Source organism: Vibrio sp. 661 (assembly GCF_033339315.1).
In the GTDB taxonomy this organism is placed as follows: Bacteria; Pseudomonadota; Gammaproteobacteria; order Enterobacterales; family Vibrionaceae; genus Vibrio; species Vibrio alginolyticus.
In genome coordinates this window covers 662,902-682,431 of record NZ_JAWOUJ010000002.1, presented here as the reverse complement: position 1 = coordinate 682,431, position 19,530 = coordinate 662,902, and the positions used below count along the sequence as shown (strand labels likewise).

The following is a 19,530-nucleotide window of genomic DNA, read 5'->3' as shown; positions in this document are numbered from 1 at the left end:
TATGACAGACGCATTATTTCAACCCATTCAACTTGGCTCTCTCTCATTAAAAAACCGTATCGTTATGCCTCCGATGACGCGCTCTCGTGCTTCTCAACCAGGTAATATCGCTAACGATATGATGGCGACCTACTATGCTCAACGTGCTGAAGCGGGCCTAATCGTTGCTGAAGGCACACAAATTTCGCCAATGGGTCAAGGCTATGCATGGACACCAGGCATTTACAGCCCAGAGCAAATTGCTGGCTGGAAAAGGGTAACTAATGCGGTGCACGAGAATGGCGGCACTATCTTCGCGCAATTGTGGCACGTTGGTCGCGTGACTCACCCTGATAACATTGGCGGTGAGCAACCTATTTCTTCTTCTGCGCTAAAAGCAGAAAACGTGAAAGTATTTGTCGATAACGGCACAGACGAACCGGGTTTTGTCGACGTGGTTGAGCCACGTGAAATGACCAAACAAGACATCAAGAACGTTATTGAAGAGTACCGCCAAGCCGCCCTAAACGCGATAGAAGCCGGATTCGATGGTATCGAGCTTCATGCAGCGAATGGCTACTTGGTTAACCAGTTTATCGATTCTGAAGCGAATAACCGCACCGATGAATACGGTGGCTCTATTGAAAACCGTCTGCGTTTTCTTGGTGAAGTGATAGAAGCGATGACGCAAGCTATTGGCGCTGAGCGTGTTGGTGTTCGTCTTGCACCATTCACTTCGTTAAATGGCACCGTTGATAGTACGCCAGTCGAAACCTACACCGCCGCTGCAGCGCTGCTTGATAAACTCAATGTGGTTTACATTCACATTGCAGAAGTAGATTGGGACGACGCGCCAGACACTCCGCACAACTTTAAAACCGCAGTTCGTGAGGCGTACAAAGGTACACTGATTTATGCCGGTCGTTACAACGCTGAAAAGGCGCAACACGCGATCGAAAGTGGTTTAGCTGACATGATTGGCTTTGGCCGTCCGTTTGTTGCAAACCCAGACTTACCAAGCCGCATCAAACATGGCTATCCACTGGCAGAACATGACCCTGCCACATTGTTCGGCGGCGGTGAAAAAGGCTTAGTGGACTACCCTGCGTATCACGCGGGTTAATTCATCTACGTAAAGCTGATTCGCAACTCGCGACAAACCAATAGCTAACCCAAAAGAACCTTGCTCTTCCCCCTGTGACGCCAAGATGCAGGGTTCTTTTTAGGCAAGCCACCAGAATTAACGTCTTTGACAAGATGTACAACCTCGGCACGCAGAGCGCGTCGTTTTACTGAGCAAACGGCGTTGTACTTTACAGTAAGCATTTTTTAAAGCACGACGACCTGAAAACCAATCATCCGGTTTAGTGAGGATTAAGTAGCCGTTAAACCTCTTAACCAACTCGGTTCGGTTGTTTTCGATAAATCGGCTATCAAACTCGATGTCGAAGTAATCCAAAGCCTCTTCGATACAAGTAAAGCTGGCAATTTTTTCCTGAATCGTATTCTCTGTCATCGTTTCTTTAGCGTAATCATTTTCAATGAAGTCTAAGTGCCTCGCGCTTTACGTTCTTTGATTTAGCGCTTCTTAAGATCATTCTTTATGGGTTTTCCATATTGAAATTCAATTTGGGAATTCGTTAACCCACCTAGCATTTTCATTTTGACAATCACTTTAAGGCACTGATTTAAATAAACATTATTTCTGGTTCATATTTTGCTCTACTTCATTAAACGGAATGTTGGAGCAACACGATATGACTTACAGAGCAGAAGTAGACGGATTAAGGGCGATTGCTGTCACGTTGGTGATTTTGTTTCATGCAGGAGTTGAGCAATTCGCTGGTGGCTTTATTGGCGTCGACGTGTTCTTTGTGATCAGCGGCTATTTGATCACTACCATCGTGATTAACGACTTAGAAAACCAGAAGTTCAGCCTTGGTGATTTTTATGAGCGACGCATTCGTCGCATACTCCCCCTCTTACTGGTGGTGATCGCCGTCAGCTATTTGATGTCTTGGTGGCTATTTTTGCCGCAAGCACACAAAGACGTTGGTCAGTTCGCAGTGTCTTCCATTCTTTCCGCATCCAACATTCTTCTGTATTTGAAAGGCCACAATTACTTCGGTTTAGAAGATCAAGCCAACCCGCTGTTCCACACATGGAGCTTGGGCGTTGAAGAACAATACTACATTGTCATTCCTTTGCTACTCATGCTACTCGCTCGTGGAAAAAACGCGTTTTACCTAACTTTTTTCATCGTGGTATTTGCGCTGAGTTTGATGACTATTGTCTACGCGAGCAACGATCCTGATTTCACTTTTTACATGATCTTCTCTCGTGCTTGGGAACTGGCAACCGGTTCATTACTCGCATTAGTGATGAGAAAAGTCCAAGTTCAATCTAACGATACGCTAGCAACCATTGGCATCGTTTTGATATTGGCTTCCGCGCTTTTGTTTGAAAAATCGCAAGATGGCGCGGGCATTACGCTGCTGGTGCCGGTCATCGGTAGCGCGTTGGTGATTTTGTTTGCCTCTAAAGACAATGTCTGCGGTAGATTACTGAGCCTAAAGTGGGTCGTGTTCGTCGGCTTAATCAGCTACAGCTTATACTTGTGGCACATTCCATTATTTGTCTTTTACCGCTACGTGTTGGACACAACACAAGACATCAATATCCCACTTTACGTTGTCACTCTTTTTGTACTTTCTTACTTCACTTGGCGCTTTATTGAAAAGCCGTTCCGTAGCCGAAAAGCCATGAGCATGCGCACTGTGTCCGCGGTTATTGTGTTGTTGACGCTGCCCTTGCTAACGCTCGGCGTTATCGGTCATCAGAACGGTGGTTTTCCAGAAAGAAGCGCATTTTTCGAGGCCATGCGCGTTAACAACGGTTATGGTTTAGATTGCAACGGCAACACCAACGTTAACGATGTGTGTTCGTCTGCGCCGCAGCCCGCCATCGCTGTGTTAGGCAATAGTCACAGCATGGTTTACGTGAAGCGTCTATCCGAAGTAACACCAACTGGCGTGGTGCAACTTACTCAAGATTCCTGTGCGGTCGGTTATGTCGACATCCTAGAAGCTGCTGGCTCAATTTCTTGCCGACAGTTCTTCAATGAGGCTGTCGATACCATTCTAAGTACCCCTTCCATTCGTCGCGTTGTTATCTCTTCTAATTTCAATAAAGAGCTTTCACAAGCCGATTATGAAGCATCATTAACCAAATTATTGAATGAACTGAAAGGAAAGGAAGTGGTCGTTTTCGGTCCAACCCCTTCTGCACCGTTTGCGGTAGGAGAATGCCTTTGGAAAGCGCGTTTGTTTGGCGAGACAGAAGAGTCTGCCTGCGACTTTTCTCCCAAACAACATCACCCTCAAAACGTGGCGAAGTTAGTGAACTACTTTGAGCAATTTGAGCACGTTGAGTTTGTCGACTTGACCGATGCCATTTGCAGAAATGGCGTATGTCGAATGAGAGTTGGAGCAAACAATGCGATGTATACGGATGACAGCCATTTATCTTACAAAGGTGCTGAGTTGGTGCTTGGGCATTACCACAACAGTACAAATGAAGCGCAACAGTTCACTTACGACCGAATAACCAAGGGAATAAACTTTTATGCTTCAGCGCTTATCTCAGGTAAGCGCTGAATGCTTTAAAGCAAGACAAAGCTAGGCGTCTATTTGAAAATGCGCGGATCAAACGCGAAATCGAGCTTTTCGGCTTTCTTGATGATCTCTTTCATTTTGGGATGATTTGGATTCACCACGTAGTTTTTATCACGAGGTGAAATCGTTGAAGGCACTTGCAGCGCGGCAAACTCTGGATGAGGATCATTGAGAAACTGATCACCAATGTACTGCGTAGACTCGCTCGCCGGTATTGCCCGCCACGTCACAGGGAGATCTTCTTCATCTAAGGTGGCGATGAGGTATTCTGGCATTTCAATACGATATAAATCGTAAAGTTTGGTGATAGCAGGATCGTTGTTTACGTGAACAAATACTTCCAACGAGCAAAGGGATTCCGATTCAGAGAAGTAGAGGGCTTCGGTTCCTTTTGAGTTCCATCGCCCTCCAAACAACTTTGCGCCAACGGGGCTGAATGGCGTGTCAGCAAATTTCTTTTGTGTGAGACGATAGAGCTTCATATTACGAGAATACCCCGTGCTCTAAACGGCCGATCAAATCTTTTACGATTTCAAAATCCACCGTAGTCGAGACCATATCAAGTGGACGTTTTCCACCTAAGCCGTACACATTCTCTCTCATCCATTTTAACGCGCGCTCTTCGTCGTCAAACAGTTCTGTCGCGAGTTTCAATAACATCGCTAATCGATAGATTGCATCACTTTCTTGCGTATTGAAGCGCTCATCGTTTTTTAGACGACGCTTGATCGTGCTAACAGGTATCAATGTGACGTTTTGAAACTCACTCTGAGAAAGCTTCACACGCTCAACAATATTGCGATACACCTTTGGCTCAAAGCCTTTGTGAACCGCATCAGTGCGACCTGTTTCAGCGTCTTCAATACCCAACATAAACCAGAAATTGGCTTTATGAGGTTGTTTCGGTTTGAAGCTTTTTAATGCTGCAGTTGCCATATCAAGCTCCTATGGTTCATATGGTCCAGTTATTATGGTTCAAATGAGCTTAACTTTCAATCAAAGTAACAATCAAAGTAAAAAGATAGGTAAAGAAAAAGGCGAGCTTTTCGCCCGCCTCTCTTACTTATTCATCAACCCATTTACCGACGGGCATCGTTTCACTTATTGCAAGTCAAAACGATCCGCGTTCATGACTTTCGTCCATGCGGCGATGAAGTCATGGATGAATTTTTCCTGATTATCATCTTGCGCATACACTTCCGCATACGAACGCAGGATCGAGTTTGAACCAAAGACAAGATCCACTCGAGTAGCCGTCCACTTCACAGCGTCGGTTTTACGATCACGGATTTCATATTGATTAGCACTCACTGGTTTCCACGTATATGCCATGTCAGTAAGGTTCACGAAGAAATCATTCGACAAAGTGCCTACTCGGTCAGTAAATACGCCCTCTTTTCCACCGCCGTAGTTACTGCCTAGAACGCGCATACCACCGATAAGTACCGTCATTTCTGGCGCCGTTAGCCCCATAAGCTGAGCACGATCTAATAAAAGCTCTTCTGGCTTAACCGCGTAGTCTTTCTTCAACCAATTTCGGAAACCGTCAGCAACAGGCTCAAGTACTTCGAACGATTCCACATCCGTCATCTCTTGGGTGGCATCACCTCGGCCTGGCGCGAATGGTACGGAAACATCATGACCTGCGGCACGCGCAGCCAGTTCAATACCTACGTTACCAGCAAGCACGATAGCATCTGCAACACTACAGCCCTCTTCTGCTGCTATTTTTTCTAACACCGCAAGAACACGTCTTAGACGTTCAGGTTCGTTCCCTTGCCAATCTTTTTGCGGAGCCAAGCGAATTCTCGCGCCATTTGCACCGCCTCGGCGGTCAGAGCCACGGTAAGTACGCGCACTATCCCACGCCGTACTTACTAACTCACTAATGGATAGGCCACTTGCTTCGATTTTTGTTTTTACTAAATCAACATCGTAGTCTGTCTTACCTGCGGGCGTTGGGTCTTGCCAAATAAGATCTTCGCTTGGCACATCAGGGCCGAAATAACATGATTTTGGTCCTAGATCGCGGTGTGTCAACTTAAACCAGGCACGAGCAAAAACGTCATCAAAGTACGCAGGGTCATTTTGGAACTTTTCTGCAATCTTACGATATTCAGGGTCCATTTTGAGCGCCATATCGGCGTCGGTCATGATTGGATTGTAGCGCTTAGAACCGTCTTCAACATCGACAGGCTTGTCTTGTTCTTCAATGTCGATTGGCTCCCATTGCCATGCGCCGGCTGGGCTCTTTTTCAGTTCCCAGTCATACTTAAATAGTAGGTGGAAGTATCCGTAGTCCCATTGTGTAGGGTGTGTTGTCCAAGCACCTTCAATGCCACTCGTTACCGTGTCACGGCCAATACCACGTGTTTTGTGGTTAATCCAGCCAAGACCTTGCTCATGAACGTCTGCTGCTTCGGGCTCTGGGCCAAGGTTTGCGGCATCACCATTACCATGACACTTACCCACCGTGTGACCACCAGCTGTGAGCGCGACGGTTTCTTCATCGTTCATTGCCATTCGCGCAAAGGTCACTCGCATGTCATGTGCTGTTTTGAGAGGATCTGGGTTACCGTCTACCCCTTCAGGGTTCACATAGATAAGACCCATCATTACCGCAGCAAGCGGGTTTTCTAAATCTCGCTCACCAGAGTAGCGGCTGTTATCAGCGTCACTTGTGGCTAACCATTCTTGCTCAGAGCCCCAGTAAGTGTCTTTTTCTGGGTGCCAGATGTCCTCTCGTCCAAACGCAAAGCCAAAGGTCTTAAAACCCATGGATTCGTACGCCATGTTACCGGCAAGGACAATCAGGTCTGCCCAACTTAGTTTGTTGCCATATTTTTTCTTGATTGGCCATAAAAGGCGTCGAGCCTTATCGAGGTTGGCGTTATCTGGCCAAGAGTTGAGAGGAGCAAAGCGTTGGTTGCCTGTAGCAGCACCGCCACGGCCATCCGCAATACGATAACTGCCCGCTGCATGCCATGCCATTCGGATCATTAAACCACCGTAGTGTCCCCAGTCGGCAGGCCACCAGTCTTGGCTATCAGTCATTAAATCTTTTAAATCTTTTTTAAGTGCTTCGACATCTAGCTTTTTCAGTTCTTCTTTGTAATTAAAGTCCTGACCAAATGGGTTGGTTTTGGAGTCGTGTTGATGCAGGATGTCTAAGTTCAAGGCATTCGGCCACCAATCCATCACCGACTTATCTGTAGATGTTTGCCCACCATGCATAACTGGACATTTACCTACCGAACCGCCGTTTGCTTTGCTCATATAATGCTCCTTCGTGTCGTGGTTGTGGTAACCACTCTTTGTTATTCAATAAATCGAATATCCACCTCAAACAGCGTAGTTCATACACTGTTTTTTTAGTTAACGCCAAGTCAAAATTTCAAACATTTCAGCGAATAAATAATTGTTATCAAACATGTACCTATATGCAGAAAATATGGATAGAGATCAGTTTAAGTCCATACCTGAATACTTAATCCCAGACAGCTTCGCCATGTTGTGATCCCAGGTCGCTAAATCATGATGACTAAATTCATTCAGAGCGTGATGACCACACGCCCTCGCCATGACTTTCATGAGCTCGACCGAGGATTCGAAGAAATTTTTCAGTTGCTGGGATGACTTTTCAACGTCGAGACGCTGCCTCAAATCGGCATTTTGTGTCGCAATGCCTGCCGGGCAATTATTGGTGTTGCAGATGCGAGCCGCGACACAACCGATCGATTGCATCGCACTGTTTGCTATCGCTACTCCGTCTGCTCCAAGTGCCAACGCTTTGACAAAATCCGTAGGAACTCGCAACCCACCGGTGATGATTAATGTGACGCGGTCACTTACGCCTTTTTCATCTAAGTACTTACGTGCACGAGCTAATGCAGGGATGGTGGGCACACTAATATGATCACGGAACATAGTTGGCGCCGCACCCGTGCCACCACCGCGACCATCTAAGATGATATAATCAGCCCCAGCATCAAGCGCAAACTGAATGTCTTGCTCAATATGGTTGGCACTGAGTTTAAATCCAATTGGAATACCGCCTGTGATGCCACGAACTCTGTCAGCAAACTTTCTGAAATCGTGAGTAGTGTGAAGATCTTTGAACGTTGGTGGTGATATCGCTGGTTGTCCCTCGGGGATGCCTCTCACCTGAGAGATCTTACCTACATTTTTATTTGCAGGCAGATGACCACCCGTGCCCGTTTTTGCTCCTTGCCCGCCTTTGAAGTGAAACGCCTGAACATTAAGAAGCTTAGATTCGTCGTAGCCAAATTGAGCACTAGCAAGCTCATAGAAATACCGTGAATTGGCGGCTTGCTCTTCCGGTAACATGCCACCCTCACCAGAGCAAATCCCAGTCCCTGCCAACTCTGCACCTTTTGCTAGTGCAATTTTCGCCTCTTCAGAAAGTGCGCCAAAACTCATGTCCGACACCAACAAAGGAATGGCGAGTCTGAGCGGCTTACGCGCGTTTGGTCCCACAATCAACTCGGTAGACACAGGAACGTCTTCCAACAACGGTTGTGTCGCCATTTGCGCCACCATGATTTGTATAGCATCCCAATGTGGTAGCAAATGCCTAGGAACCCCCATTGCAGCCATCGGACCATGATGACCGAGTTTAGAGAGTCCCTCTCTCGCTAATTGGTGGATAAACTCGAGGGTTGGTTCTTCTTGAGTAGCAGACGCCGTTGGTTTGTCTCTTTTCTCTCGCTTTTGTTCCGGTCCCTCTTTACCGACTTGCTCTGCGGTAAATCGCTTGTGTGTACCATCACAAAAAGGAGCATTGGCGGTATGCTTACATTGGCAGAGATAGGCATCTTCGTCTTTTTCCGCACTAAAGCTCATTGGCTTTAAGCCGGTTCCCGAATGAGACCCATCGCAGTAAGGTTGATTTTTAGAACGCCCACATCGGCAGAAGTAATATTCTTGCCCAGCTTTCAACTCTACTTTGATCGGCTTGTTATCAGCGATGATTGGCTTGCTCATGTTGCCCCCTATTTATTATTGTTAACCATGCTTTCTCGCTGGCTTGCAATAAGCGTAGAACAGGAGCGTAAAGAGCGTCAGTGTCGCCGAGTAAAATGCGCGATTGTCGCCCGACTAACCTATACTTTTTATGGGTCTCATACACGTGGAGGCTATATGGCGATTGCAACCCGATTAGATGAATATTTGACTGAGCATAACATTCACTTTCAAACCGTGAATCACAGCCACAGTCATAGCTCGCTACAAAGTGGTGTTGCAGCAGGTGTGCCTTTAATGAATATCGCAAAAGGTGTGATTCTTGAGGATCATGAAGGGCGTCATATGATGGCGGTCTTACCTGCCAACAACAAAATCAGTTTGTCGAGATTAAACGACGAATTTAATGCCACCTTCCACTTGGTGAAAGAGCGTATGGTTTACCGACTCTTCACCGATTGTGAACACGGCGCTATTCCACCGATTGGTAGCCCTTACCACATGTCGACAGTTTGCGATGAAAGACTAGCAAACTTGGAACATGTCTACCTTGAAGCTGGCGATCATGAAACTCTGATTAAGCTGGACCGAAAGGCGTTTAAAGAACTGATGAACGACTGTAGATATCTAAGATTCAGCAGTGAAGTTCTGCATTAAACTTGCCAAGATCTCTCGACACTTCCTGAACAAGGCTCTATCAACAAGAGCCTTTCTTTGTTTTGTTGGTAGCACGCGATGGAAGTTTCTCGGACTTTGGTGCCCAGCGTTTCAGAGCATATAGAAACAAAAAACCGCCTATTCGGGCGGTTTTTTATCAATCAAATCATAATTATTATCGAACAAAGATCTTTTGGATCGCTTTTATCGCCATAGCCCTACGGCGCATTAATACGCTCGTTCTTGGCAACCATTTCGGTGTGTGAAGAATGGTTTTCGCATGACTAAAAGTTCTGAATCCTTCCTCTCCGTGATAATGCCCAATACCCGATTCACCAACGCCACCAAAAGGCGCATCTTCAGCGCCAACATGTAAAACCGTATCATTAACGCCGACGCCACCACTGTGGGTGTTGCGTACAATATGTTTGATAGTCGATTTGTCGTCCGACATAACATACAGCGCAAGTGGTCTTTGGTGCTGATTAATGTAGTCAATCGCTTCATCAACGGCATTGTAGGGCTTAACAGGTAGAAATGGCCCGAAGATCTCCTCTTGCATGATTCGCATATTCGGCGACACATCCGTGACCAAATGAGGATACAGAAGTCGTTCCTCTTGGGGCGACGCCTCAACAGTGTGAAGGTTAGCACCTTGCGCTTTTGCATCCTCAAGTAGCGCAGTCAAACGATCATATTGTCGTTGGTTGACAATATGGGTCAGCTTTTGATTCTTGTTGGATTTTAAATAGAGCTTTTCAAAACGTTTTAAGAATAGCGAAATGAACTCTTCGACACGTTCTTGCGGTACAAATGCGTAGTCAGGCGCGACACAAATCTGGCCTGCATTAATGCATTTACCAAACAAGATAGCATCCACGGCTTTCTTCATGTCTGCATCTTTTGCAATGATCACCGGGGACTTTCCACCCAACTCTAACGTCACCGGGGTAAGGTTTTCCGCTGCCGCTTTTGCCACTGCGCGACCAACACTCGTAGAACCCGTGAACAAAAGGTGATCGAATGGCAGTTGGCTGAATGCTTGTGCGACGTCTGCTTCACCCTCAAAAACTTCGACATACTCAGACAACCCACGGCAAATATCGACGATGACTTTATTGGTTTTTGGCGTAAATTCGCTGAGCTTCATCATCACGCGGTTGCCAGCAGCCAATGCTGTCACTAAAGGCGCAAGGCTCAAAATCACAGGAAAGTTCCAAGGTGAAATGATCCCGACGACACCTAACGGTTGATACTGAACGGTGACTTTAGAAGGTGCGAGCAATAAGCCGGATTCGCGCTTGCTGGGTTTGCACCATTTTTTTAGTCGTTTGAGGGTATAATTAATATGCGAGACCGTTGGCAAAACGTCGGTCATAGCGGTATCAAATTCTGAGCGATAGCCAAAATCGTCACTTAACGCTTCAACCAGAGCTTGTTTGTTCTCAAGCAGCGATTTTTTTAACAAAACGAGGCGCTGTTTACGTTCATCTAAACTAGGATAAGGCTCGGCTGCATATGCCGCTTTTAAGCGTTCGAGGCTTTGCTGTAACAAGTTATCTACTTCAACCTCTGTGATTGCGTTCATGATGCTTCTCCTAGCCTAGTTTCTACCAATGACGCCCCAAGTTAACACGAGCGCAACAATGTTACTATTGTAGCGCTCGTGAAGTTAGAGTTCGAACTCTGATTAAAATATCTCTAGGGTGGATACTACGTCAAACGTAGTTCATAAATGCCTAGTCGTTGAGAGCGGTCAAGCATATCGAACTCATGATCAACGTATTCTTTTAATGTGGCGCCTGCACGCTCAGCAATATTGATGCTAGCGATGTTATCTTCCATACAATGGAACTGAATGAATTGTGCGTGCCCTTCCTTCTTCAAGAAAGGGATCAATACTGCGAGTACTTGATCAATCACACGATGGCCTCGCCCATTGTTAGCAAGCCAGTAGCCAATTTCAGTAACACGTGTATGTGAATCCACACCTTTAATGCCAATAACACCCGTAAGCTGCTCATCAAAATAAATTGCAAACCAGTGGGAATCCAGCGCGTTACTGTTCACTCGCTGGGAAATGTAGTTAACGGCCTCTCTATGATTCGTGACAGAATCCGTCCAAGGTAGATAGCCCTCAAGGCTCTCTCGGTGAGTGTTCACAACTTCTAGTAAAGCGGACGCGTGTTTCGTGTTGAGGGGCTCAATTGAGACCCTTTGCGAGACGGAAAAACGCTTCTGTAAGTGATTTCCTTGATACGTCTCTTGGCATGTGACTTCATCCATAGATGTTATTCCTTTTTATTGTGAACGCTCAGCGCAAATCCTAACGCTTCATTTTATGAGAACAAACCTCTCTATAAAAACTAATCAAAGCCGTTGCCGTTCATTTAGCCCTTTTGATCGATCAGCGTAAATGGCGTTAGTGATGCCACATCTACATAATGTTTCCATACATGTTCATATAGGTGATGCTGATTGGCAAACGGAGCCAGCTGCTTAGCTTCTTCAAGCGTACACCAGCGATACTCTGTATGCTCTTCGTTAAGAACAACTGATTGGTTAGGCGGACAAAATAGCACAAAACATGGGATAACCATGATACGGTTATTTTTTGCTTCGTAGAACTGCTCTAGAAAGTCTGCTGTATGTAACTCAACTTGGTCAATTAGTGTCTCTTCTTTTAACTCTCTTAAAATGGTTTGCCACCCGGCTTCACCCGCTTCGATACCACCTGCAACATGGCACCAATAGCCACCTTTTACGCGTTTGAGTAACAGCATTTTTTCTATGCCATCAATTTTTGAAATGACAACGCCTGAAACATGCGTTGCTTTTATCGGGATCATGTAAGCTCCTTAAATATCGAGTTTTTATTGTTACGCTGAGAGAGGCAGATTAATTGCTACGTATTCTACTGTTTATTCATCTTGTCGACAGAAGTGTTTGAGTTGAGAGGATTTAATCGCTAACTAAGTATGCTAAAGTGAGATCTGTCGCAACAAATGAGCAGTAAAATGTCCAATTCATTCAACACTATGATTCCCATCGGTGTGCGCTTTATGGTGCTTTCCGCGTTCGGCTTTGCTCTGATGTCGGCTACAGTAAAGCACGTCGGCAACTACGGTATCCCCGTTTTTGAAATCGTTGCAGCAAGAGCGCTCGTTTCACTTATCATTAGTTATTTCGATGTAAAGCGAAAACGAATTTCTGTATGGGGCAATAATAAGCCATTACTATTTGCACGCGGTGCTGTGGGCACGATGGCTCTGATGTGTGTATATTATTCAGTGACCACCTTACCTTTGGCAGAAGCGACGATATTCCAATATATTCATCCGGTGTTTACTGCACTACTCGCCGTATTTTTCTTGAAAGAGCGCATCCAGCCGTCAACTTTCCTTTGTATTGCGTTGTGCTTACTCGGCATCTATATCATGGTAAGCCCAGAAACGGGGCAAGGCTCAGATAGCGCTTTACCAATGTTTAGCGTCATGATTGCGATCTTAGGCGCATTTGGTAGCTCAATTGCCTACGTCATTGTCAGAAAACTGAGTCAGACAGAAGACAGCTCAGTGATCATTTTCTATTTCCCGTTGGTTGCTCTCCCCGCTTCACTCTTACTGATTGGCGACGATTTTGTAATGCCCGATCTATATCTGACTTTCATGTTGGTTCTAGTTGGTGTCTTTACCCAAATTGGGCAATTGGGGTTAACCAAAGCGATGCAAACTCAACAAGCGGGTAAAGCCTCCGCTTATTCGTATATCCAGATCGTATTTTCTGTGTTGTTAGGCATCATTTTCTTTGGCGAGGTTCCGATCATTTGGACGTACGTCGGTGGCGGTCTGATTGTTACAGGCGCATTAATTAATGCGTTTGGTCATCACTTACGGTTACCTTTTATTAAGCGCAACGCTTGATATACCTACCCAGAACCGTAAACACGACATTTAGAAAAACAGCCAGAGTGACTCTGGCTGTTTTGTGTTTAGCCTAACGTTAAGCTGATATTTTTAACCCTGCGATACCAGCGACAATCATTAGCAAGCTTAAGGCTTTGATCAGTGTTGCTGGCTCATTGAACAGATAAATACTCACGACTGCCGTGCCTATTGCGCCAATCCCTACCCATACGCCATAAGCAATGCCTAAAGGCAAGGTTCTTAACGCAATGCCAAGCAACCAAAAGCTCAATAACATAAAGACAATAGTGAATGCCGAAGCACCGAATTTGGTAAACCCTTGTGAATATTTAAGACCGACAGCCCATGCGATTTCACACAAGCCCGCAATGAAGAGAATTCCCCAAGCCATGTCACATTTCCCAACGAGATGGGGTCGTCCCCGAGAAAAGATAGAGCGGTGAGGTCGTCCTCACTTCTGATTGACTGCTTATTATATACAGAAATTTAAACATAAAAAATAAAACACGGCGATAAGCATACAACTCAAACATCTCATGTACGCTTAAATTCTACGCTTTTCTTTTTAACGGTGGCGGACTCTCTATTTCGCATCAATAACGACACCGTTTTTTAACAATTTACATATAACCTTCTGGTGTTGAAAGTGTTGCATTTATTGCACAAATCACACAAAAACTAATTGAACATGTAAATATGAAAACGTTTGTGTGACTAATATCGCTTAAAACAATGACTGATGACTTTAATATTCAGCCGAATTAATTATAAGGTATGACGTACCCATGAAAGCAATCAAAACCTCTATCGCTGTCCTTGTTGGCGCCGCTCTACTATCTGGATGTAATGACGATACTGAATACGTCAATGTTCAGCCTAAAGAAGTAAAAATAGCGACTTACAACCTCTCTTTTGACCGCGCTACCTTCGAAACTTTGGTAGATGAAATGCAAATTGAACCAACGCAGCAAACTGCGTTGGTCACCTCTTATTTAGACGGTTCAATCGCAGCCGAAGACAAAACCACTGCGGAAAAAGTCATTCAAATTCGTAACGTTGCAGCAATCATTCAAAAGAATCGTCCTGATGTTCTTATGATGGCGGAATACAACAACGACGGAACAGGCGAAAACGAAGCAGCCATTGAAGGATTCCAGAAGAACTACTTGTCTGTCGCGCAAAGCATCAATGGCGCGGGCGGTGAAGCAAACCTTGAGCCTATTGAATACCCTTATGCTGAATCTTACTCAACTAATACAGGGTTGTTGAGTGAGTTTGATCTCGACAACAACGGAACCGCAGGTCAAATGCCAGGTGATGCATGGGGCTTTGGCATGTACCATGGTCAATATGCATTTGCCCTTATGTCTAAGTATAAAATTGACACAGCAAACACACGTACATTCCAAGCATTTAAATGGAAAGATATGGAAGGTGCGAAAATTCCAACCATTACTATCTGCGATGGTTCGCAAAAGATTCCAGACGGCATGAAGTGTGGTGATGAATGGTACTCAGCGGAAGAATGGGATCAAGTGCGTCTATCTTCGAAAAACCACGTTGACGCACCAATCATCATTCCAACTCGCAACGGCGAAGAAGTTGTACACTTGTTGATGTCTCATCCTACTCCACCAGTATTCGACACCGGTAAAAACAAAGCGCAAAACGCAGCAGAAGTGGAGTTTTGGCATCATTACATTCAAGGCAAAGACTATTTTTACGACGATGCGGGTAAAACAGGTGGCTTAACGAACGGCGCTAAATTCGTAATGATGGGTGATCAAAACCTTGATCCAGTTGCTGGTGACGGTATTAGCTCTGTAATGCAAAAGCTGCACAACGATCCATTGGTTAACCAAACCGTGATGAATGGTGAGCTTTACCCAACAAGCTTTGGTGCAGCTGAACACGCTGTTGACCGCAGTTCAACTCACCCATATCCGAATCGCATCACTTCAACGTTTGGCTTAGGGGTAGACTATGCCTTGCCTTCAGCAAATTTGAATGTAATAGACTCTGGTGTGTACTGGTCAGCGTCTTATGAAGAAGGCCGTAAACTATTTAACGATGCACGTATCGGTAAGTATGGTGATGGTAAGGATGTATCTTCCGACCATCGCATGATCTGGATCAAAGCACAGTTCTAGACTGCATAAAAAAAAGCCAACCACAAGGAGTCGTGATTGGCTGTATATATTTGTGAACAAGATGGTTCACTAACAACGTCAGTTGGCTAGGTGACCCTCGGCTTAGAAAGGGTCACTCAAACTAAAGCATGAGGCGTGCCAACTTTTAAGCGCATAAAAACAGGTTATTATTTAATCACTTTCATTAAAACTTAACCAATAGCTACTGTTTGCTCACCGAATAAATTGCAATTTGCAAACTACCATTGGCATTTCGCAATAAACCTGATCTTTAGCTCTTGCTTTTATTGTTTCCTAGCTAAGTCGCGAGCAAGGATTAACGCAAGTCCGAATACTTGCAAGAAGAGTCCGATATTCTTGTACCAAGCGATCTTTTCATCCTGCTTTGCCATTACCTCATTGAGCTCTACATTCTCAATGTAGTAATTATCGATGCGGTCTCTATACGAAGCTTGTGCCTGATTTATCTTTGACATCAGTTGAGGAAGTTGATCAATTTTTATTTCATCCGACTCGTTGAGAACCCAAGAAGATAAATGCCCTGCTAATACCTCTTCTAGCTCTAAAGGTATCGCTACGCTCTGACTTATGTGCACATGCAGCAGTAAAGCTTCTCTTTTCCTTTCTAGGGTTTCCACACTGTTCCATGCGAGTTGGATGGAATACAAGTTTTTTGCTGTTTGCTCTGCGAGCTGCGATTGCTGTTTACCCAACTTATCAAGGACTAAGCTAGTAACGATGATCGCGCCAATATTCAGTACTAATCCAATCAGAACGAGTACCCAAGGTGGTGGAATGTAACGTCGCAGACTTACCATAACTTATCGTATGGCAGGTAAATCATATTTAACACAACCAATGAAAGTATCACCAGAAATGTCACCTGCATCCCTCTAATGCGCTTTTTCAAGTCTTTTTTCAATATGCCTTTAGCATGAATAACTCGACCAATTACAAAAATAATACCGGTGAGATGTATCCATGTTGGGTAAGCACTATTAAATTCTAAAAGTGCCATTAAAATCAGGGTGATGGGGATATATTCTGTCGCATTACTCTGGGCACTACGAGCAATTTGTAGAGCCTCTACCCCACCATCGGCATAAGCAATTTGATTTAAGCGACGTTGCTTAATTACTTGAACAGCCAACCAAATAATGAGTATTGCGAGAATGTTGGCATACAGAGCAGTGATCATATGTCGTCCTTCTTGATCTGGTTTTCACTTATATAAGCGTGTCACTTGGCTATAACTATAGCGGTATCATTATGATAATGCGTCAAATAATCTCAAGTTATGATTTCTATTCGGGCAAAAAACGAAAGCCAATGCTTCATGACATTAAAAATGCCCTCGAATGGAGGGCATAAGAATAAAGAAGCTAATATGTGAGAATATTGAAACCACTATAAGGGGTGTTTGACCAGCTTTTTGCGCCGATGCCCTTTGATAATACTTTCAAAAATTGTTAACAACAGCCCTACCCAAATAAATGCAAAGGTCACCGCTTTCACTTCGTCAAACAACTCGCCAAAAAACATAACTGCCAACACAAACTGCAAGCTTGGCTCGATGTATTGCATTAGACCGACAGTTGATAAATTAGTTATACGTATTGCGATAGAATAAAATACAAGTGGTAAAAGTGTGATAGGTGCACTGCCAAAATACAAAAGCAATGTTGTGGTATCTGTGCCCGAAGCCAGTTCACCAGTTGCCCATTGTTTATAGAGCAAATAGGCGAGTGCAACTGGAGTCAGTAACAATGCTTCAACAAACAAGGTTGTACTCCAGTCATAATTTATCTTCTTCTTGTACAGCCCATACAAAGCAAAGAACAACCCCATCGTTAGTGCAATAACGGGCAGCTGACCATAGTGAATCACTTGGTACATAACACCAATTGTTGCCAGCACGATTGCAATAAGTTTGCCTTTTGAGAGCTTATCCCCAAGAATAAATACGCCTAGTGCAACAGATACTAATGGCCCAATAAAGAAGCCTAAGCTGGCATCGATGACCCGATGATGGGTCAAAGCCCAAGTGAACGCACTCCAAGAAATACACATCAAACTGCTCGCCACAAACGTGTACCACAAGGATTTTTTATCAAGCCAGATTTCTTTCCAATTCAGCCCTCGACGGCTTATCCCAAGTACAATTAGAAACCCGACAGGTACAGACCCAATGATTCGCCATGCTAGCAACTCATCCATAGAAGCATTTGGTAAATAACGATAATAAATTGGTAGCAATCCCCAGATCACAAAGGAGAATGCTGCCATAAAAGTGCCATAACGAGTGTTATTCATAAAACTATCGCCCATCTAAACGACCAATTTGGCATAAGTAAACAAGTCCGCCATACATAAAAAGGAATGCAATCCCGCAGTGACTTTATGATGCAGATGGCATTATTGGCTCAACGCTTGTACGACGGCGGTAAAGCCACTTACAAAACACAACATAAGTGCCCCAAACCGAATCTTTTCTTTTGGTAACGACTGGGTAGTTTTCATTGCTAGCCAGTAACCAAGCGCCGCAGCAGGTAATAGAGGAATAGTAATGACCAAATGATGCAATGTGAAGAAGCCCACTGGGATTTGTACTATTAGTGAAATAATCGAACTGAAAACAAAAAAAGCCGATAAATTACCGCGTAACTGATTCGCTTCTTGATGCTGCAACAATAACGCCATCGGAGGGCCTCCAATCGCAGAACTGGTACCAAACAACCCAGAAAAGAAACCAGCACATGTCATACGCGAAGGCGTAGGCTCAACCCGAAACGGTAAAACACTCACCACGACTGCAAACAGCACCAACAAACCAATCCAAAGCGTGAGAGTTTGTGTAGATACAAAAAAGAGTAGCAAGCCACCAGCAATTGATCCCGGCACTCGCCCAATCAACGCCATCTTTAAACCGCCGATTTCAACACTACTGCGGTGCTTCATCGCATTCATCAACGAAATAAACAACGCGACTAAACAGATTGGCGCAGGAACATATTCTGGTGCCCAAAGAATCAGTAAAGGTGCGGCAACAATAGCCAAGCCAAAACCGATTGCGGTCTGGACATAAGAGCCAAGAAATATCAAACCTATTGCAAGGAAGTTTATCGAATCGAATTCCATTTAGATTATTCTTATATTTGAAAAATAAACACAAAACCAAAGCACATTCGCATGATGAATACCTCAGGCATACTGCGATATGAATTCCGCGTAGCATTCATCAAAGTGAATAAAAAGACAATCCATTTGTGCGGTTCGCCCTCATTTGCATTTTGTATTTCATTCCGCTGATGTACATGTTTGCTTACATCGAAGAGGATTCATGCTCGCCTGTTCACGCAGCATTTCTTCAGCGGAATTAATGACCTCTTAAAATCTAGCCGAATTAGACCCGTGAATTCTCCGTAGCATTTAATGGATTCAGTCAATTAGTGCGGCGTCGGTATAGCACTTTACAACTCACCTCTTTATACTATTAATCGATTTATCATTACCGTACTTATTTACACAATAGACAAGTGTACGGTCAGTGTTTTTCTACCTTTAACTTGCTGTGAAAATAATATGAAAAAACAAACGGGATTTACTCTAATAGAGTTAGTCGTAGTTATTGTCGTGCTCGGTATTCTTGCTGTCACTGCCGCGCCACGCTTTTTAAACCTTCAAAGTGATGCACGTGAAGCACGTTTGGAAGGAATGAAAGGCGCTATTGCGTCAGCATTAGGCGTGGGTTATGGGAAAATGGCGATTGCAGGGTTGGAACATTATCCATATATATCAAATAAACACACCGACGCAGGTTCAGGTAAGGGCCCAGAAAGTCTGCCTTTCTCAAGCTGTGAGTTAAATGGCTCTCTTAACTGTACATTTAGGTACGGTTACCCAGATGCAGATGAAACAAGCTTAGCTCTATTAGTCTCGGAACTTGAGAATCAGCATGGTGATAGTGACTGGAAAATTGTTCAGACTAACAACATTAAAGTCGTCATTTCAGCAAGAGATGATAAAAATAGTAGCCTAACTCAATGCGGAATTTTATATGGGCCACCGCAGACTCCAAACGAGAGTTACACCTTAGATATTCTTCCCTGCCCTCAATAAAAATAAGGCTGCCAATCGGCAGCCTTATTTGTTTCATCTGAT

At 44.5% G+C, this 19,530-nt stretch carries 19 protein-coding genes; 6 read left to right on the top strand and 13 right to left on the bottom strand.

Translation table 11 applies throughout. The features are described from left to right. Position 1: 1 nt before the first annotated feature. A complete protein-coding gene (locus R7P69_RS07125) occupies positions 2–1,102 on the top strand; it encodes an alkene reductase (protein WP_206958814.1) in 1,101 nt (366 codons plus the stop codon). A gap of 117 nt (positions 1,103–1,219) precedes the next feature. Here R7P69_RS07125 and R7P69_RS07120 read toward each other — a convergent pair whose 3' ends face one another. Continuing rightward, the gene (locus tag R7P69_RS07120) at positions 1,220–1,495 is read right to left on the bottom strand and encodes a nitrogenase-stabilizing/protective protein NifW (protein ID WP_017635333.1); all 276 of its coding nucleotides are present in this window, start codon (positions 1,493–1,495) and stop codon (positions 1,220–1,222) included. A gap of 241 nt (positions 1,496–1,736) precedes the next feature. On the opposite strand from R7P69_RS07120, the gene R7P69_RS07115 reads away from it, so the two are divergent. Beyond that, positions 1,737–3,635: an acyltransferase family protein gene (locus tag R7P69_RS07115; RefSeq protein WP_104976131.1), complete on the top strand. Its 1,899-nt coding sequence runs from the start codon at positions 1,737–1,739 to the stop codon at positions 3,633–3,635. A 29-nt stretch (positions 3,636–3,664) separates the two neighbouring features. Here the strand turns inward: R7P69_RS07115 and R7P69_RS07110 are convergent, their stop codons facing one another. The 4 genes from R7P69_RS07110 to R7P69_RS07095 all read right to left on the bottom strand — a co-directional run bounded on the left by R7P69_RS07110 (position 3,665) and on the right by R7P69_RS07095 (position 8,657). Continuing rightward, the gene (locus R7P69_RS07110) at positions 3,665–4,135 is read right to left on the bottom strand and encodes an RES family NAD+ phosphorylase (protein WP_005376497.1); all 471 of its coding nucleotides are present in this window, start codon (positions 4,133–4,135) and stop codon (positions 3,665–3,667) included. A 1-nt stretch (position 4,136) separates the two neighbouring features. Further along, a complete protein-coding gene (locus tag R7P69_RS07105) occupies positions 4,137–4,589 on the bottom strand; it encodes an antitoxin Xre/MbcA/ParS toxin-binding domain-containing protein (RefSeq protein WP_017820987.1) in 453 nt (150 codons plus the stop codon). Positions 4,590–4,754: 165 nt separating this feature from the next. After that, positions 4,755–6,929, bottom strand: a complete 2,175-nt coding sequence (gene katG, locus R7P69_RS07100; RefSeq protein WP_017820988.1) for a catalase/peroxidase HPI — start codon at positions 6,927–6,929, stop codon at positions 4,755–4,757. Positions 6,930–7,115: 186 nt separating this feature from the next. Next, positions 7,116–8,657, bottom strand: coding sequence for a glutamate synthase-related protein (locus R7P69_RS07095; protein ID WP_238952684.1), 1,542 nt, complete (start codon positions 8,655–8,657; stop codon positions 7,116–7,118). Positions 8,658–8,813: 156 nt separating this feature from the next. Here R7P69_RS07095 and R7P69_RS07090 point away from each other — a divergent pair, with 156 nt between their 5' ends. Further along, positions 8,814–9,293, top strand: a complete 480-nt coding sequence (locus R7P69_RS07090) for an aminoacyl-tRNA deacylase (protein WP_054577838.1) — start codon at positions 8,814–8,816, stop codon at positions 9,291–9,293. Positions 9,294–9,468: 175 nt separating this feature from the next. Here the strand turns inward: R7P69_RS07090 and R7P69_RS07085 are convergent, their stop codons facing one another. The 3 genes from R7P69_RS07085 to R7P69_RS07075 form a co-directional block, all read right to left on the bottom strand. Further along, positions 9,469–10,881, bottom strand: a complete 1,413-nt coding sequence (locus R7P69_RS07085; RefSeq protein ID WP_017820990.1) for a coniferyl aldehyde dehydrogenase — start codon at positions 10,879–10,881, stop codon at positions 9,469–9,471. Positions 10,882–11,006: 125 nt separating this feature from the next. After that, entirely contained in the window at positions 11,007–11,579 is a 573-nt protein-coding gene (locus R7P69_RS07080) for a GNAT family N-acetyltransferase (protein ID WP_238952685.1), read from the bottom strand. 104 nt (positions 11,580–11,683) lie between these two features. Next, positions 11,684–12,142 carry an NUDIX hydrolase gene (locus R7P69_RS07075; protein ID WP_005376504.1) on the bottom strand — a complete coding sequence of 153 codons (459 nt, stop codon included), beginning with the start codon at positions 12,140–12,142 and terminating at the stop codon, positions 11,684–11,686. 168 nt (positions 12,143–12,310) lie between these two features. Here R7P69_RS07075 and R7P69_RS07070 point away from each other — a divergent pair, with 168 nt between their 5' ends. After that, positions 12,311–13,216: a DMT family transporter gene (locus R7P69_RS07070; protein ID WP_005376505.1), complete on the top strand. Its 906-nt coding sequence runs from the start codon at positions 12,311–12,313 to the stop codon at positions 13,214–13,216. Positions 13,217–13,295: 79 nt separating this feature from the next. Here R7P69_RS07070 and R7P69_RS07065 read toward each other — a convergent pair whose 3' ends face one another. After that, positions 13,296–13,610, bottom strand: coding sequence for a DMT family transporter (locus R7P69_RS07065; RefSeq protein WP_005376506.1), 315 nt, complete (start codon positions 13,608–13,610; stop codon positions 13,296–13,298). Between the two features lie 394 nt (positions 13,611–14,004). Here R7P69_RS07065 and R7P69_RS07060 point away from each other — a divergent pair, with 394 nt between their 5' ends. Then, positions 14,005–15,369 (top strand): endonuclease/exonuclease/phosphatase family protein, encoded by a 1,365-nt coding sequence (locus R7P69_RS07060; protein WP_238952686.1) that lies wholly within the window; start codon positions 14,005–14,007, stop codon positions 15,367–15,369. A 284-nt stretch (positions 15,370–15,653) separates the two neighbouring features. On the opposite strand, the gene R7P69_RS07055 is transcribed toward R7P69_RS07060, so the two are convergent. From R7P69_RS07055 to R7P69_RS07040, 4 genes are all read right to left on the bottom strand, one after another. Then, positions 15,654–16,187 (bottom strand): hypothetical protein, encoded by a 534-nt coding sequence (locus R7P69_RS07055; protein WP_054574616.1) that lies wholly within the window; start codon positions 16,185–16,187, stop codon positions 15,654–15,656. Further along, on the bottom strand, positions 16,181–16,567 hold the full coding sequence (locus R7P69_RS07050) for an MAPEG family protein (protein WP_005376510.1): 387 nt from the start codon (positions 16,565–16,567) through the stop codon (positions 16,181–16,183). Before R7P69_RS07050 ends, R7P69_RS07055 begins: the two co-directional genes overlap by 7 nt. Before the next feature lie 209 nt (positions 16,568–16,776). After that, a complete protein-coding gene (gene rarD, locus R7P69_RS07045; protein ID WP_154204317.1) occupies positions 16,777–17,682 on the bottom strand; it encodes an EamA family transporter RarD in 906 nt (301 codons plus the stop codon). 102 nt (positions 17,683–17,784) lie between these two features. Then, positions 17,785–18,507, bottom strand: coding sequence for a sulfite exporter TauE/SafE family protein (locus R7P69_RS07040; protein WP_042520743.1), 723 nt, complete (start codon positions 18,505–18,507; stop codon positions 17,785–17,787). 444 nt (positions 18,508–18,951) lie between these two features. Here R7P69_RS07040 and R7P69_RS07035 point away from each other — a divergent pair, with 444 nt between their 5' ends. Next, positions 18,952–19,488 (top strand): prepilin-type N-terminal cleavage/methylation domain-containing protein, encoded by a 537-nt coding sequence (locus R7P69_RS07035; RefSeq protein ID WP_154204316.1) that lies wholly within the window; start codon positions 18,952–18,954, stop codon positions 19,486–19,488. Positions 19,489–19,530: the final 42 nt, after the last annotated feature.

Bases quoted from the DNA above. Each gene is read 5' to 3' on its own strand.
- R7P69_RS07125 (WP_206958814.1), top strand. From the start codon at position 2: ATGACAGACGCATTATTTCAACCCATTCAACTTGGCTCTCTCTCATTA.
- R7P69_RS07120 (WP_017635333.1), bottom strand. From the start codon at position 1,495: ATGACAGAGAATACGATTCAGGAAAAAATTGCCAGCTTTACTTGTATC.
- R7P69_RS07115 (WP_104976131.1), top strand. From the start codon at position 1,737: ATGACTTACAGAGCAGAAGTAGACGGATTAAGGGCGATTGCTGTCACG.
- R7P69_RS07110 (WP_005376497.1), bottom strand. From the start codon at position 4,135: ATGAAGCTCTATCGTCTCACACAAAAGAAATTTGCTGACACGCCATTC.
- R7P69_RS07105 (WP_017820987.1), bottom strand. From the start codon at position 4,589: ATGGCAACTGCAGCATTAAAAAGCTTCAAACCGAAACAACCTCATAAA.
- katG (WP_017820988.1), bottom strand. From the start codon at position 6,929: ATGAGCAAAGCAAACGGCGGTTCGGTAGGTAAATGTCCAGTTATGCAT.
- R7P69_RS07095 (WP_238952684.1), bottom strand. From the start codon at position 8,657: ATGAGCAAGCCAATCATCGCTGATAACAAGCCGATCAAAGTAGAGTTG.
- R7P69_RS07090 (WP_054577838.1), top strand. From the start codon at position 8,814: ATGGCGATTGCAACCCGATTAGATGAATATTTGACTGAGCATAACATT.
- R7P69_RS07085 (WP_017820990.1), bottom strand. From the start codon at position 10,881: ATGAACGCAATCACAGAGGTTGAAGTAGATAACTTGTTACAGCAAAGC.
- R7P69_RS07080 (WP_238952685.1), bottom strand. From the start codon at position 11,579: ATGGATGAAGTCACATGCCAAGAGACGTATCAAGGAAATCACTTACAG.
- R7P69_RS07075 (WP_005376504.1), bottom strand. From the start codon at position 12,142: ATGATCCCGATAAAAGCAACGCATGTTTCAGGCGTTGTCATTTCAAAA.
- R7P69_RS07070 (WP_005376505.1), top strand. From the start codon at position 12,311: ATGTCCAATTCATTCAACACTATGATTCCCATCGGTGTGCGCTTTATG.
- R7P69_RS07065 (WP_005376506.1), bottom strand. From the start codon at position 13,610: ATGGCTTGGGGAATTCTCTTCATTGCGGGCTTGTGTGAAATCGCATGG.
- R7P69_RS07060 (WP_238952686.1), top strand. From the start codon at position 14,005: ATGAAAGCAATCAAAACCTCTATCGCTGTCCTTGTTGGCGCCGCTCTA.
- R7P69_RS07055 (WP_054574616.1), bottom strand. From the start codon at position 16,187: ATGGTAAGTCTGCGACGTTACATTCCACCACCTTGGGTACTCGTTCTG.
- R7P69_RS07050 (WP_005376510.1), bottom strand. From the start codon at position 16,567: ATGATCACTGCTCTGTATGCCAACATTCTCGCAATACTCATTATTTGG.
- rarD (WP_154204317.1), bottom strand. From the start codon at position 17,682: ATGAATAACACTCGTTATGGCACTTTTATGGCAGCATTCTCCTTTGTG.
- R7P69_RS07040 (WP_042520743.1), bottom strand. From the start codon at position 18,507: ATGGAATTCGATTCGATAAACTTCCTTGCAATAGGTTTGATATTTCTT.
- R7P69_RS07035 (WP_154204316.1), top strand. From the start codon at position 18,952: ATGAAAAAACAAACGGGATTTACTCTAATAGAGTTAGTCGTAGTTATT.